Below are 13,258 nucleotides of genomic sequence, written 5' to 3'. Positions count from 1 at the left end.
GCATCATGGAGCCATGGTGGAGGCGACCTGGGACGGACTGCCGCGGCTGAACCGCGCGACGGCGCTGTGGTGCATCGCCGCCGAACTGCCGGTCTACGGCCTGCCCGTCGAGGACCGCCCCGGGCCCGGCGAGCTCTACCAGGCGCTGTGCGAGGTCGAGGCCCGGCAGGACTCGCCGCTGCCCGAGCCCGTGGAGGACCTGTTGTCGGGAGCCTGCGACCGGCTGGAGGCCGTCGTCCGCCTGCGCGGGGCCGCCCAGGTGGTCCAGCTGTGGCACCTGCGCAGCGCGGTGCACTACCTGGCCGCCGCCCGCTCCCTGCTCCCCGCCCCCGCCGGACCCACCGCCCCGCCCCCGGCCCAGGTCTACCCGGCCCCGTGACCGCCTGCGACCGCATCCGCCTGTTCGAGCAGGTCCGCGCGGTGCCGTACGGCACCGACGGCGCGCACGACGCGCAGTCGCTGCTGACGGCGCCCTGCGGGGACTGCCTGGCGAAGTCCGCCTACCTGCTCCAGGGGTTCGCCGCGCTCGGCCTCCGGGTGCGCCGGGTGCGCTGGCTCTACCTCCTGCCGCCCCACCCGGCGCAGGTCGCGCTGCTCCCGAGCCGCCAGGACGTGCACACCGCGCTCGAGGTCGCGGTCGGCGGGGTCTGGGTGCTGGTGGACGCCACCCACGATCCCGGCCTGGCGGCGGCCGGCTTCACCGTGGCTCAGTGGGACGGCACCGGTCCCACCGCTCCGGCCTACCCTGCGGTGGGACCGGTCTGGCGAGCGGGCGACCCCGCCCCGGAGCCCGTGCCCAACGCCTCGCTCGACGAGGAACCTGACCCTTCGGCGGTCCGCGCCTACCAGGCGGCCTACAACCGGTGGCTGCGCGAGGTGCGCGCCGGTGCCTGACCGGTGCCCTCACCCGTCGCGGACCGGGTACGGGGAGCCGATCTCCAGCGCCCGCTTGAGGAACGGCTGCGCCCTCATGCCGCGCGAGCGCGCGATGAACCGGGGGTAGGGCGAGGGCAGCGGCCCCAGCACCCGGGCCCGGATCGGGGTGATCCACTGGTGGCGCGGACCGTAGAGCCCGGTGCCCTCCTCCAGCCATCCCACCACCGGCGAGTCCGAGCCGACGCGGCCGATCACCAGGTCGCCGACCACCTCGACCTCGGCGTGCAGCGACGCCGCGGTGGCGCCGGAGCGGCGCGGGCAGATGGCCTGGGCCGCGACCAGGACCTGCTCGGTGACCTCGCTGATATGGGTGACGACCGCCCCGGTGCGCCCGGTCAGCAGCTCCCGCAGCTCCGGCTCGTTCCACTCGACGGTCATGAGCGCAGGACCAGGTCGGCGGTGAACGTGGCCACCGAGCCCCCGCAGCCGCCGCTCGGCCCCAGCGACTCCTGTCGCAGCATGACCGCCGCCCGCCCGGCCAGGGCCGGACAGCAGTGGGCGGTGTCGCGCAGCAGCCGGTCGTCCCACGCACCGTCGGCCGCGGCCTGGGTCTGCTCGCCGCAGTCCGGGCCGGATTCGGGGTCCCCGGCCGTGACGCACCGGTAGATGCCCAGCTCGAACGTCACCCGCAGCTTCTGGGCGGTGGCCGCGCAGGTCGCTGCGCCGAAGCCGCGGGCGGCCACCGCCCGGTTGGTGGTGTAGGCCAGCGCGTCCTCGGTCGAGATCCACCGGATCCACGCCACGCCCTGCCCCTCGCCCTGCTCGCCGGAGCACGAGCAGTCGCAGCCGTCCATCGGCGGCCGGGCCGCGCCCCGGAACCACATGCAGCAGCACACCGCCCGCCCGGCCGCCGACAGGGCCTCGCACAGGCACGTCAGGACCCCGAGCATCAGGGCCTCCATGTTCTGGTCGCCCGGGGCTGTGGCGAACGGGTACCGGTCCTCGGCGGTCACCACTGCGCGCCCCGGCCGTGGAAGCGCGGCATGGGCAGGTCCGGGGTCAGGATCATGGCCGGGGCGCGCAGGGAGTTCGGGTTGACCAGCGCCAGCCACTCGTCGACCTCGTCCAGGCCGGTGCCGTTCTTGGGCCACTGGTCGAGCATGTCGTAGGTCACCCCCTGCCGGGAGACGGTGCGGATCCGCCCCGGCAGCCGGCACTTCTGCCCGCATGCCTTGCGGAACAGTTCGCACGCCAGCGCCGAGACCGCGCGGATCGCGTCGGGGTCGTCCTCGGGGTCGTTGCCGCGCAGGTACCTCACCGCGAAGGAGCCGGGCCCGTCGGCCGGCTCGGCCATGTGCTGGCACTCGGGCCAGCAGCCGCCGTCCAGGCGCACCAGCCAGTTGTCCGGCGGCTCGGTCACCAGGTAGGCGTCCGCCGGCAGGACCTGCCCGTGGACCCGCACTTCAAGGACGCGGGCGACCGGGCCGGGCAGCGTGGTGCGGCACACCACCGAACAGGAGCAGTCCTCCACGCACCCGCCCCGGCAGGCGTTCTGCATCCTGCCCGCCTTGAGGTACGGGGACAGGACCAGGTCGCCGACCGGCACCTGGCACACGTCCCGGCACGGGCGTACGACCTCCTCGCACAGCCCCCAGCGGCCGGCGGTCAGTCGGCGCAGCCGGTTGGAGGCGATGCGCTGGGCCGTCAGGGCGCGGGCCTTGGCCTGCTCGTCGGTGGAGTCCTCGCCCGGCCAGTCCGGGCAGCACTCCAGGTCCAGCGGCCAGTCCAGGCAGCCGGGCTCGACGTCCAGGGTGATGGTGCGGGTCACAGGCAGAGTCTCCGATGGGCGCTCAGGGGATGGGGGCGGTGCTACGCCGCGTCCTCGAACAGGGCGAGCTGGCGCGGGACGCGCGGGCGGAGCTTGATGAACTCGGCCCGCTCGGTGCCGCAGTGGGCGCAGTACCAGATACGGAAGTTGGGCCGCTCGTCGCGCAGCAGTGCCCGCCGGCGACGGCAGGGGACGCACCAGCCCCTGGGCGAGGCGGAGGTGGGGGTGTCATGCCTCGGCGAGGACATCCCGTCCTCCCTCCGGTCCGGCTTTGGCCTGGGCCTGTCGCACCTGGGACCATGCCGCCACGGCCACCAGGGCGACCAGCGCGGTGCAGATCACGGCCGTCATACCCAAAACGAACGCATTGTCCGACATATGAAGGTCTCCTGATATATGTGTCTTTCTGTCCGAATGATTCCGGTAACAGGGCGTCAGTTCAACCGGCATTGCGGAACCGTCCGACCCAGCCCGGCTGCGGCACGGGTGTATCGGCACCGGGTCCGCAGACCGGCGGCGGCGTTCCTTCGTGGTGCCGCGCCCTGCCGGTCGGGGAAATCCCCGGCAGGGCGCGGAGTCGCGGGCGGGCGCGGTGCCGCCGTCCTGGGCCGTCAGTCCTTCGCCGTGCTGGCCTTGGCCTTCGCCGCAGGCTTCGCCGGGACCGTGACGTTCACCGGGTCCGCGGACTTGCCGGTCTGGTCGGTGAAGGTGACCGGCTCGGTCCGTTCGGCCTCGCCCTTGGCGAAGGGATGGTCGATGGTGCCCACGCCGCCGGCGACCGTGACCGGGTAGCCGGTGCTGTCGATGGTGATGGTTCCCTGGCCGTCGGCGCCGGTGACGTTGAGCGCGTAGGTGACGCTCTCGTCGGTCTCCACGCCCTTGACCGCGGCGAGCGTCGGCTTCTTCGTCTCCGAGTCGGTGCACGGCAGCGTGATGGTGCGCCGGTCCTTGTAGGTCTTGGTCTCCGCGCGGCGCACCGTGACCGTGTAGCGGCCGTTGCGCTTGTAGAGGTGGGTGGCCTTGATCGTGCTGTCGTCGCCGACTTCGGCGACCTGGTCCGGCGTGCCGTCGCCCCAGGTGATCAGGGCCTGCTTGCCGGCGTGCTCGGGCAGCTTGACGTCCGCGACCGCGGTCAGCGGCTTGTCCTGCGAGCAGGTCAGCGTCAGCACCGGGGCGTCGGGGTCCAGCGGCACCTTGATGGCCTTGGTGGTGCACACGTCCGGGTCCTGCTTGTCGCAGACCTTGACGGTGTAGGTGCCGTTCGCGGCGTACTTGTGCAGGGCCTTGGACAGGTCCGAGACGTCTTCGGGGGCCGAGTGGTCGCCCCAGTCCACGGTGGTCGTGCCCATGCCGTGGTTGTCGGGCTTGAGCTGCACGGTGACCCGCGGGTCCTCGCCCGAGACGCCCTCGACCACCAGGTCCGCCGGGTCGGGGACCGGTCGGTCGACCTCGACGCAGTCGCAGTCGATCTCGGGCGGCGCCACCGTGGTCTGGAACATCGCCCACGGCTGGTCGTCCTTGAACTTCTGCGGCAGCGCGACCGGGTTGCCGTCCTTGTCGCGCAGCACCTCGTAGGGGCCCTTGTTCCAGCCGCCGGAGTTCTTACTGGTCCCCTTCGTGGTCCAGGTGATCGCGTCCGTGCCGCCGAGCTTGATGTCGTCCGGGGCGCCGCCGGTGATCCACGGCACGACCATGTACCCCCACAGGCCCTCGGCCTCCTCGCCCTTGCAGGCGTCGGAGCTGCCGGCGAGCTGGAGCCAGATCTCCAGCGCGTACCCACGCGAGCAGTCGATGGTGTTCGAGGAGTAGTAACCGATCGGGATGCCGTCCTCGTCGTAGACGATCTCGTACGAGGGGTTGATGAACTTGAAGGCGGCGAAGTTCACCTCGCACCACTCGATCGTGGTGTTCCAGTACTTGATCGTCGGACAGGCGGGCTGGGAGTAGCAGTAGCCGCCGGAGAAGTTCTTGCTCTCCTTGGCGTCGCCGTCGTCGACCTCGGGGGACAGCGTCAGGTTCACGATGCCGTCGGTGACCACCGCGCTGCACGGCCCGTAGACCGGCCGCCCGCAGCCGTCGAGCTGGGTGATGCGGATCCGGTCGCCGCCGGTGACCGTCATGCAGTTACTCAACTGGTGCCTCCGTCTGGGCCGTGGCGGAGTCCCCGCCGTCGGATGTGGTGGGGGTGCACTTGCAGGGGTCGACCCTGATCGCGGCGGCGAAGCAGTCCGCCGTGATGACATAGGTGCGCTCGGCGATGGCGCCCTGCCGGTTCTTCTTCACGTCGAACGCGGAGTTGGTGAACACCGGCGAGCGCCGGATCTGGACCTGTCCGGTGGCAAGGACCCAGTAGCCGGTGGACGGCGGTCGCTCTCCGCCGGGCCCCAGCGCGTCCTTGTAGCCGGCGCCAGGTACCAGGACCGAACCGGACGGGGTGGTGAACTGAGTACCGGCGCGCTCCGCCAGCCGCAGCCGCAGCAGCATCGCCAGGGCGTGAACCGGGACGTGGATGAACAGCTGTCCCGCGTACCGGACCGCGGCCTCGGCCTCAAGGACGCCCAGGGCGTCGTCCAGACCGAAGACGCCGCCGTCGCCCAGGTCCAGCAGGTCGGCGCGGGCCATCTGCTGGAGCCAGAACTGCTGCTCGACCTGAAGGAACTCCGACTGCTCCAGCAGCGCCTCGGCGGCCTGGACGGCGTTGAACACCGGGCTCTGGCAGGCGATGCCGGAGTTCACGGTGAAGGGGTCGCCGGTCACGACCTGCGGGTCGAAGGAGCGGATGTCCTTGTCCCACTCGGTCGGCTCTCCCGACTCGTCCTTGGGGGCGCACCAGCCGTCGACGAAGCCGGTGGCCATGTCGCAGGCAGTCGTCCAGTACTCGACGCCCTGCTCCCACAGGGAGCCGTCCTCGCCGGGCACGATCTGGGCGGCCGACAGCAGGGTGTAGCGCCGCGCTACCAGGGGCGGGGGCGGGACCTGGTACCTGGGCCGGTAGTACGGCGTGAACGTCGTCATGGTGGGCGGCCTCCTGGCCACAGGGCCCCGCCCCGCGCGGCCGGGCGGCTGCGCGGGGCGTGGTCAAGGGGGTCAGGGGGTCAGGAGGACTTCTTGCCCGAGCTGGACCCGGACCCGGCCGCCGCCAGCTCCTTCGCCCCACCGCCGTTCACCAGCGGCGCCGCTTCCGCCTCGGGCTCCGGGAGCGGGACCGGGCCGGGCGGGCAGGTGATGATCTCGTGACTGCCCGACATGCCGTTGGGGCACAGCGGCAGCTCGTAGGAGCGGATGATGCCGCAGCGGTGGATCAGGCAGGTCATGTCCTCCACGAAGAGCCTGACCCTCTTGTTCTTCTTCAGCAGGACCGAGTCGTAGATGGCATCGAGCTGGACCGAGGGGCCCTGGATGGCCTGGAAGGAGCCGGCCTGGAACATCAGGATCTTGACCTTGTCAGGCCAGCACTTGGGCACGGTGGTGCCGCCGATGACGGCGTCCTTGTCGACACCGGCGTCCTGGAACTCCCACACCCACTGGATGGAGAAGCCCTTGGCCGCGAGCATCTGCGCGACCTGGGCCTCGGTGACCGACCAGCGGTTGTCGATGCCGAGCTTCTTGCTGATGTCGGTCACGAAGATCGGCAGCAGCCAGGCCGGGGCGACGACCTCGAACGTCGTGGCAGCCGGCAACCGCTTGGTGGCGCGCAGGTGCGCGGCCTGCAGCGAGAGGTACGACAGAAACGCCTCGAACATCCCCGGCCCGTGGCACCTGAGCTCGTCGGCGGTGACGACGGTGTCGCCCTTCGCCGCGGTGATCAGGTTCTCGATCTGCCGGATGCGCTTCGCGTTGAGCGCACGCCTCTGCAGGTAGAGACCCTGGGCGATGGCGCGCTGGGAGAGCGTGTCGTCGATCCTGCTCAGGAGGATGTTGTCCACGATGCAGAAGGAGCAGGCTTCGAGGATGCACTGCTCCCAGCCGGTCTCGCAGGGGATCTCCACGCAGGGCTTCTCGAAGTCGGCCTTGCTCATGTCCTCGTAGGAGAAGCAGAACGGCTGGTCCTTGAAGACGTCGCTGTAATCCGGGGTCTTGGGCCACATGACGCCTCCCTTGAGGGTGGTCAGCGTCGGCAGGTCGATCATGTTCTCCAGCGACCCCTCCAGCGGGCACAGGTCGGTGAGGATGTCCATCGGAGAACACCAGGCGTGCAGCCCGGCGCCGATCGGTGACGGCTCCGAGACGCCGGCCGCCATGATCGCGCGGCGGGCCTGCAGGGCGGCGACCAGCGAACCGCCGGGCAACAGGCGTTCGTTGGACGCCGACTCCAACTTGGCCCAGTCCCGCATCTCGTCCTCGATCAGGTACGCGGGGTCGACCTGCCGGGTGAACGTCGCGATCCCGGCCCGCCCGGAGCCCGTCCCGAGGCGCGACAGCGAGTGGACCTTGTTCTGCGCGGCGGCCGTCAGCACCGCCAGCGTCGGGAACTCCTGCCCGGAGAAGGTGCCCGGCCCGTCCCCGCTCGCGGTCATGGTGAACCGCTCGACCCCGCGCACAACCGTGGTCGGCTCGACCACGGCCTGCCCGCCCTGGCGGCGCCGGTCCGGGACGGTGGAGCGCATGCCGCCCAGCGGGATCGGGCCCTTGCGCGCCGACTTGCCCGCGGTGGCGCTGGCCGCGACCGCCGCCGGTTCCGCCGCCGGCTCGCCCTCGGGCTCCTCCTCCGGCTCGGCCGGCTCCTCCAGGACCGGAGGGCGGCGCGTGGCGGCGATCTTCTCCGCCAGGGCCTTGGCGGTCTGCCGGCGCTCCTCGGCCTGGCGGGCGGCCTCGCGGGCCTCGACCTCCGCGCTCACGCCCTGCCCGACCTCGGCCAGCCGCTGAAGGTAGCCGAGCTGGTCGGTGCTGATGTCGACGTCCTCGGCGGACAGGTCGATCGTCGCGGACTTCTCCGCCAGTTCGTCCGACAGCTGCGCCAGGTCGACGTCCTCGGCGGTGACCGCCGCGGTGATCAGGTCTTGGCGCGCGGACTCGTCGGACTCCTCGCCCAGCTTGGCGAGCTTGTCGAGCAGGTTGTCGAGAACACTCACTGGTGGTGGCCTTTCAGCGCATGACTCACAGCGCTCCAGGCCCACCAGCCATCAGAGGATCACCGACCAGCGTAAACCACACATCGGGACAAGTCCGGCACGCCGGGGGTGGTGCTTCGCGCCGGAGCACCACCCGGCCGGCCCGCTACAGGGCGGCGCGCACCAGCGCGTCCTTGGCGTCCAGCAGCCGCTGCACGCCCAGCCGCCGCTGCTCGCCGGGCGGCAGCAGCCGCACCGCGCGGCGGGCGACCTCGCCCACCATCAGCGAGACCTCGCGCAGGTGTGCTGGCAGGTGGCCGGCCTCGAAGTACCGCAGCAGCGGCTCCGAGCCTGGGTACTGCGACCAGACGGCCTCCAGGGTTTCCCGGACCTCCTGGTCGCAGTCCAGCTCCACCAGCCGGGCCCGGTAGCGCTCCAGCGACTCGGGCACGCCGTAGGGCCAGTGGTCGTCGGCCGCGATCTCGCGGGCCAGCGCGCCGACCTGGTCCTCGCAGCCCACGAACCGACACACCCACTCGCGGAAGTCGTCGGGGGCGCTCACGGGGCCTCGCACTCGGGGCAGTCCAGCTGCCGGCCGCTGATCGGGTCGACCTTGGTGACGGTGCCGCCGCGCAGGACCTGCTGGGCCTCGCGCGCCTGTTCGGGGGTGCCGTAGTCGGAGTAGCCGCCCGACTCGGACTGGTGCCGGTAGGCCACCGACGACGCCGTGTACGGCACTCCGGCCGCGGTGGTGGAGACCTGGCGGGCCTTCGCGCCGCCCCCGCAGTTGCAACCCATGGGTGCTGCTCCCTTCCCTGGTGGTGCTCAGGCCGCGGCTGCGGCGCTGGCCTTCGTCGCGGACTTCGCCTTCATGGCCTGCCACTGGGCGGACGCCTGGCACGCCTCCGCCCGCGACTTCGCGTTGACCTGCTGGATGCCGGGCAGGTTCGTGTCGCCGCTCGCGCACATCTTTTTGGCCGCGTTGATCGCGGTCGCGATGGCGTGATCCTGCGTCATGCCCTTGGACACCAGGTGGGCGGCGATGCGCTTGACGAAGTCCGGCAGCCCGCCGGCCCTCTCCACCCAGTTCGCCGCGGCCGACAGCTCCTCGCTGTTCGCCTGGGCCAGCAGCGGGTGCGCGTCGAGCAGGGCCTGCACGTCCGACAGTTCCTTGTCGGTCGGGTCGGCGAAGCCCTCGGCGGTGATGACGGCCGCGACCAGCGCGGCGAGCTCGTCGTCCAGGTCCTCCAGGACACGCGGTACCGGGTCGGCGGCCACCTCCGGCTCCGCGGCGGCGGGCTCCGGCACGACCTGCTCCGTGCCCTCCTCGCCCTCGGGGACGTCGGGCTGCTCCTGCCCGCCCTCGTCGGGCTGCTGCTGGCCGGGCTCGTGCTGGCAGCCGCACCCGGCCAGCTCGAAGCCCTCGCTGCGCGCGTCGGCGTCCTCCAGGTAGCCCGGCTCGGCCAGTTCCCGGGCGGAGGCCAGCAGCGCGGACAGCTCGTCGACCAGGCAGGGCTCAAGGACCGCGGCGCGGATGTCGGCGACCGGCCAGTCCAGGAGCTGGGCGAAGCGGTCGACGGCGGCGGCCGGCAGCACCACCGGGGCCGGGGCCGGGGCCGCGGAGGCGGCCAGCCGGTAGCCGGTCGCCGATGCGTTCTGGTAGCCCGGGACGTTGACGGCGGTGGCGGCGATGAGCTGCATGTTCTGGCCCACCGGCTCCCAGTGGCCCGAGAACCGCGACAGCCGCAGCCGGGTCATCTTCGCCGGGTCGGCCGCGACCTCCGGCAGGACCTGGCCGGCCACCCAGATCCCGGTGGCGTCCTCCCCGGCGATGACGGCAGCCGCCATCGCCTCGGGGTTGTCGTAGTGGGCGACGCGGGCGGCCTGCGGGTTGTTCGGGTTGCCGTGGCCGATGTCCATGGTCAGCAGGCCCGGGTGGAGCTGGGTGCCGTCGTCCAGTGTCAGGACGACGTTGTCCTGGTGGAAGTTCGGGTACAGGCCGTCCGGGTTGCGCGGCGGCGGGGTGCACGTCGACTTCATGCCGATGTGGCAGTTCGCGCCGATCTGCCCGTCCCACGTCGCCAGGTACCCCGACACCCGGGCGTCGGAGCCGTCGCTGGTGATCCGGATGCCGTGCTTGCCGCCCTCGTGCGGGACGAACCAGTCGGCCCGCGGGCGCCACTCGCCGTCCTCGCCGAGCGCGGCGGCCGTCAGCCAGGCGTTGTGCGCCAGCAGCTGCCCGGTGATCAGCTCGTAGGGGTCCACGGCGGCCTTCATCGGCGGCTGCTTCTTGTTCCACGGGACCTCGATCGAGGAGTCCTTGAACTCCTTCGCCGCTGCCATGTAGAGCGACGCCAGGCGGGCCTTGGCCTCGGCGAGCTGGTTCGCGGGGATCTTCACCCCGCCCCGTGCGCCCTGGATCGACGCGGCGGCGGAGGTGACGCCGGACCACACCAGCATCGCCTTGCCGTCGATCACGTCGGCGACGGGGAGCTTGTACGAGGAGACCTTCGAGGGGTGCTTGTCGTCGACCCGGTAGACGAAGCACGCCGCCGTGTCGGCCGGGTGGCCCTCCGCCCACGCGGAGATGCGCTGCCGGGCCCCGGCACCGTCCCACTTGGTGTCGCGCGGCGCCCACGGCAGCGTGGTGTCCGCGGTGATCGCGGCCGTCAGCGTGCCGTCCGTGGGGGCGTCGGCCGGCTGCGCCAGCGGCTCGGTGATGGTGTCGGTCATCAGGTTGTCCTCCAAGGCCGAAGCCGTTACCCCGTGCAGCACCACGCCGCACCGGCAGTTGATGACGTTGCCGGGGGACCCGGCCGGATCGCCGGGGAAGTCGAGCTGCTCCCCGTCGACGCTGAAAGTGCTGCTCAACGGAACGGACTGCCCGTCGGCAAGCCGGTGGGCGGCGCGGGTGCGCTGGTCGTGGGGCTCCTTGATGCGCCAGGTCTTCACCAGCTGCCGGCCCGACGAGCGGGCCGTCTCCACCAGGGCCTGGCTGGTGCCCGCCGTCGTGCCGGTGACCGCCGCGGCGCGAGCGGAGGAGTCCCAGCGCGACTCGCCGACCGCCGACCGGATCCGGTCCTGCAGCTGGGTGTCGCTCTCCTGCCGGGCCTGGCCCTGCCGCCAGGTGGCCTGCACAGCGGTCCACACCCGCGTCGGCCACTCGGCCATCCGCTCCACCAGTTGCCGGGCGAACCGGGTGGCGGCGGGGTCCTGCTCACGCCCGTGGCCGGCGGCGGCGGCGTAGATCCGGGCCGCCGTCGGCACGACGTGCTTGTCCAGCAGGTCCCGCCACAGCTGCACCCCGGGCCACAGGTTCCAGTCCGGACGGAACCCGGCAGTCAGCGGCGGCGCCTGCCCCTGCAGCAGGGCCGCGCGCACCGCGTCCAGGAACGCGTACTGCGCCTGGTAGACGGCGCGGTACAGCAGCTCCTCGTCGCCCGACAGGACCGGTGACGCGGCATCAGGCTGCGGCATCGGCACACCCGGCCTGCTCGACGGCCGCGGACAGGTACTCGCGGGCGTGCGGGTGCTGGTAGAGCAGCAGGGCGCGCACGTACCGGTCCACGGCCTCCACCAGACACGGCTGGTCGCTCAGCGAGGCGGTCAGCTCCCGGTGGGCGCCTTCGAGCATCTTGTCGAGCCAGTTCTCCTGCGGCGCCAGCTTGGTGTGGATCTCGTGCAGCGGCACGTCCTTGAGCTGCCCGCGGTAGGTGCGGCCGTAGGCGTTCAGCAGCCACTGCCCGGCGCGCTCCAGGGCGCGCAGCACCCCGATCTCCAGGGCGGTGGTGCGCCACCGCTCGGCCTGCGCGGCGGCTGTCAGGATTGCGGAGGCCAGCTGGTCCGCGTCGCTCGGCACGTCGGCGGCCGGGGCCTGGGGGGGCAGAGCGGAGGCGGCCAGCGCGGGGTGTCCGCGCCGGGGCTGGACCGGGATCTTCGACAGCCGGGTCGGCGGCGAGGGCATCGGGTGCTGCTCCTCGGCGTCGGCAGGTTCCTGCTGGCCGTCGGCGGGCGGCTCGGTGCCGTCTCGCTCCACCGTCACCGGCGCCGCCGGCTGCGGGATGGCCGCCAAGGCTGCTGGTGGGATGTGGAATCCGAGCAGGGGCAGCAAGTAGGGGGCCAGCTGCGGCTGGGCGCTGATGAGTTTCTCGGCCAGGCGCTGGAGGCGCTCCTGCTCACTGGGCATGTCCTCCTCGTCGAAGCCGAGTTCGCGGAGCAGGGCCGCGTCGCTCAGCAGGATGCGGTCGTGGGCGGCCTGCGCGTCCGGGCCGCGGTCGGGGGACTTGGCCAGGGGAGTGATGTCGAAGCCGATGGCGTAGCCCTCGACGTCCTCCACATCCAGGGCCTTGAGCGCCGGACGGTAGAACTGGGAGGTCAGGGCCTCGCACAGCAGGCCCATGATCGGCGACACCGCGACCTGGAGCGCGCTCTCGGTGATGGTCCAGGCATTCCAGTGCGAAGTGTCGCCCAGTCCCAGGACCACCTCGGCCGGGATGTCGATGCCAGTCGCCATACGGCGCAGCGCGTTGTCCCGCATCGGCGAGACCCGCTCGTCGAAGGGCGTGCTGAACGTCAAATATTTGATCTTGTCGATGGCGGCGGCGGGCCCGCGCAGCACCATGGGCGCCACGGCGGACGCGCTGTCGCGGTTCTTGAGCGGCGTGATCATCGCGGTGATCAGGGCCGCGGTGAAGGGGTCCGGATGGATGGGGTTGACTCCGTCGGACTGACGGGAGTCGGGGGTGGTGATCTCGTCGGGGATCGCGATGATGCCGGCCCCGGCCAGGCGGGAGTCGGCAGAGGCGGCGATGTGCGCCGACAGGGAGAGGACCTCGCGCAGCACGCTGCGCAGCGGGATCATCGCCGAGTCCGGCTCGATGGCGATCTTCGGGTGCGGGCGCCACAGGCGGATCATCACGGACTCGCCGGACTCGAGGTCCAGGGTGGTGCGCCCGGGGCGGTCCGGGAGCTGGATGTCGACCTTGCCGTTGCCGAGCTGGTTGGCGCGGATCTCCTCGCGCGAGCAGACCACCCAGCGGCGCTTCTCAGTGTCGGGGTCGGGGAACCCGACCAGGTAGGACTCGCCGGGGATCGACAGGTGGGTGACGAAGCGGCGGATCATCTCCGCCTGCCCGACCGCAGCGCCGAACAGTTCCACCAGCGGGGCGCGCAGGTCCTCCCGCAGCGGGTCGTCGTCGGCCAGCCGGGTCACCTCCGTGCTGCCGTCGGGGTCGACCCTGCCCGGGTAGAACCGGACTCGGGAGCAGGCGTTGGCCAGCCACTCCAGGCCGAAGCGCAGCTCGCCGACCTGGTCGTACAGCTCCCACGCCTCGGTCTGCCAGGAGTTCTGGCGCTGCAGGATGCCGGAGACCTGAGCCTGGGAGACCAAAGCGGCCGACGCCATGACGGCCATGCCGATGGGCTGCAGCTGGACGCCGCCCTCGACCTCGACAGCCTTGAACTTGCCCCGCTCGTGGCGCAGGATCTTCGGCCACTCCATCAG

14 protein-coding genes are annotated in these 13,258 nt (G+C 72.0%); 2 read left to right on the top strand and 12 right to left on the bottom strand.

Features of this window, described 5'->3' with window-relative positions; translation table 11 throughout:
- Window positions 1–13: 13 nt before the first annotated feature.
- Together ACEZDE_RS19175 and ACEZDE_RS19170 are read left to right on the top strand one after the other, a co-directional pair.
- The gene (locus tag ACEZDE_RS19175) at window positions 14–379 is read left to right on the top strand and encodes a hypothetical protein (protein ID WP_380537532.1); all 366 of its coding nucleotides are present in this window, start codon (window positions 14–16) and stop codon (window positions 377–379) included.
- Window positions 376–894 (top strand): hypothetical protein, encoded by a 519-nt coding sequence (locus ACEZDE_RS19170; RefSeq protein ID WP_380537531.1) that lies wholly within the window; start codon window positions 376–378, stop codon window positions 892–894. Before ACEZDE_RS19175 ends, ACEZDE_RS19170 begins: the two co-directional genes overlap by 4 nt.
- Before the next feature lie 9 nt (window positions 895–903).
- Here the strand turns inward: ACEZDE_RS19170 and ACEZDE_RS19165 are convergent, their stop codons facing one another.
- The 12 genes from ACEZDE_RS19165 to ACEZDE_RS19110 all read right to left on the bottom strand — a co-directional run bounded on the left by ACEZDE_RS19165 (window position 904) and on the right by ACEZDE_RS19110 (window position 13,255).
- Window positions 904–1,314, bottom strand: a complete 411-nt coding sequence (locus tag ACEZDE_RS19165) for an HK97 gp10 family phage protein (RefSeq protein ID WP_380537530.1) — start codon at window positions 1,312–1,314, stop codon at window positions 904–906.
- On the bottom strand, window positions 1,311–1,889 hold the full coding sequence (locus ACEZDE_RS19160; protein WP_380537529.1) for a hypothetical protein: 579 nt from the start codon (window positions 1,887–1,889) through the stop codon (window positions 1,311–1,313). Before ACEZDE_RS19160 ends, ACEZDE_RS19165 begins: the two co-directional genes overlap by 4 nt.
- Window positions 1,886–2,704 carry a hypothetical protein gene (locus ACEZDE_RS19155; RefSeq protein WP_380537528.1) on the bottom strand — a complete coding sequence of 273 codons (819 nt, stop codon included), beginning with the start codon at window positions 2,702–2,704 and terminating at the stop codon, window positions 1,886–1,888. Before ACEZDE_RS19155 ends, ACEZDE_RS19160 begins: the two co-directional genes overlap by 4 nt.
- Before the next feature lie 41 nt (window positions 2,705–2,745).
- Window positions 2,746–2,952, bottom strand: a complete 207-nt coding sequence (locus ACEZDE_RS19150; RefSeq protein WP_380537527.1) for a hypothetical protein — start codon at window positions 2,950–2,952, stop codon at window positions 2,746–2,748.
- Window positions 2,933–3,082 carry a hypothetical protein gene (locus ACEZDE_RS19145; RefSeq protein ID WP_380537526.1) on the bottom strand — a complete coding sequence of 50 codons (150 nt, stop codon included), beginning with the start codon at window positions 3,080–3,082 and terminating at the stop codon, window positions 2,933–2,935. The genes ACEZDE_RS19150 and ACEZDE_RS19145 overlap by 20 nt, the downstream gene beginning before the upstream one ends.
- A 233-nt stretch (window positions 3,083–3,315) precedes the next feature.
- Window positions 3,316–4,824, bottom strand: coding sequence for a hypothetical protein (locus tag ACEZDE_RS19140; RefSeq protein WP_380537525.1), 1,509 nt, complete (start codon window positions 4,822–4,824; stop codon window positions 3,316–3,318).
- Between the two features lie 4 nt (window positions 4,825–4,828).
- Window positions 4,829–5,719, bottom strand: a complete 891-nt coding sequence (locus ACEZDE_RS19135) for a hypothetical protein (protein ID WP_380537524.1) — start codon at window positions 5,717–5,719, stop codon at window positions 4,829–4,831.
- Window positions 5,720–5,799: 80 nt separating this feature from the next.
- Window positions 5,800–7,776, bottom strand: a complete 1,977-nt coding sequence (locus tag ACEZDE_RS19130) for a major capsid protein (protein ID WP_380537523.1) — start codon at window positions 7,774–7,776, stop codon at window positions 5,800–5,802.
- 145 nt (window positions 7,777–7,921) lie between these two features.
- Window positions 7,922–8,317 carry a hypothetical protein gene (locus tag ACEZDE_RS19125; protein WP_380537522.1) on the bottom strand — a complete coding sequence of 132 codons (396 nt, stop codon included), beginning with the start codon at window positions 8,315–8,317 and terminating at the stop codon, window positions 7,922–7,924.
- Window positions 8,314–8,553 (bottom strand): hypothetical protein, encoded by a 240-nt coding sequence (locus ACEZDE_RS19120; protein ID WP_380537521.1) that lies wholly within the window; start codon window positions 8,551–8,553, stop codon window positions 8,314–8,316. The genes ACEZDE_RS19125 and ACEZDE_RS19120 overlap by 4 nt, the downstream gene beginning before the upstream one ends.
- A gap of 27 nt (window positions 8,554–8,580) precedes the next feature.
- Window positions 8,581–11,232, bottom strand: a complete 2,652-nt coding sequence (locus tag ACEZDE_RS19115) for a hypothetical protein (protein WP_380537520.1) — start codon at window positions 11,230–11,232, stop codon at window positions 8,581–8,583.
- The gene (locus ACEZDE_RS19110; RefSeq protein ID WP_380537519.1) at window positions 11,219–13,255 is read right to left on the bottom strand and encodes a hypothetical protein; all 2,037 of its coding nucleotides are present in this window, start codon (window positions 13,253–13,255) and stop codon (window positions 11,219–11,221) included. Before ACEZDE_RS19110 ends, ACEZDE_RS19115 begins: the two co-directional genes overlap by 14 nt.
- Between the last annotated feature and the right edge of the window lie 3 nt (window positions 13,256–13,258).

It is taken from the genome of Streptacidiphilus cavernicola, assembly GCF_042510955.1.
In the GTDB taxonomy this organism is placed as follows: domain Bacteria; phylum Actinomycetota; class Actinomycetes; order Streptomycetales; family Streptomycetaceae; genus Streptacidiphilus; species Streptacidiphilus cavernicola.
Note: the sequence above shows the minus strand (reverse complement) of the source record. Positions and strands in the feature narration are given on the sequence as shown.

Excerpts from the sequence above, each read along its gene's own strand:
- ACEZDE_RS19175 (WP_380537532.1), top strand. The coding sequence starts at position 14 with ATGGTGGAGGCGACCTGGGACGGACTGCCGCGGCTGAACCGCGCGACG.
- ACEZDE_RS19165 (WP_380537530.1), bottom strand. The coding sequence starts at position 1,314 with ATGACCGTCGAGTGGAACGAGCCGGAGCTGCGGGAGCTGCTGACCGGG.
- ACEZDE_RS19150 (WP_380537527.1), bottom strand. The coding sequence starts at position 2,952 with ATGTCCTCGCCGAGGCATGACACCCCCACCTCCGCCTCGCCCAGGGGC.
- ACEZDE_RS19145 (WP_380537526.1), bottom strand. The coding sequence starts at position 3,082 with ATGTCGGACAATGCGTTCGTTTTGGGTATGACGGCCGTGATCTGCACC.
- ACEZDE_RS19140 (WP_380537525.1), bottom strand. The coding sequence starts at position 4,824 with ATGACGGTCACCGGCGGCGACCGGATCCGCATCACCCAGCTCGACGGC.
- ACEZDE_RS19135 (WP_380537524.1), bottom strand. The coding sequence starts at position 5,719 with ATGACGACGTTCACGCCGTACTACCGGCCCAGGTACCAGGTCCCGCCC.
- ACEZDE_RS19120 (WP_380537521.1), bottom strand. The coding sequence starts at position 8,553 with ATGGGTTGCAACTGCGGGGGCGGCGCGAAGGCCCGCCAGGTCTCCACC.
- ACEZDE_RS19115 (WP_380537520.1), bottom strand. The coding sequence starts at position 11,232 with ATGCCGCAGCCTGATGCCGCGTCACCGGTCCTGTCGGGCGACGAGGAG.
- ACEZDE_RS19110 (WP_380537519.1), bottom strand. The coding sequence starts at position 13,255 with ATGGAGTGGCCGAAGATCCTGCGCCACGAGCGGGGCAAGTTCAAGGCT.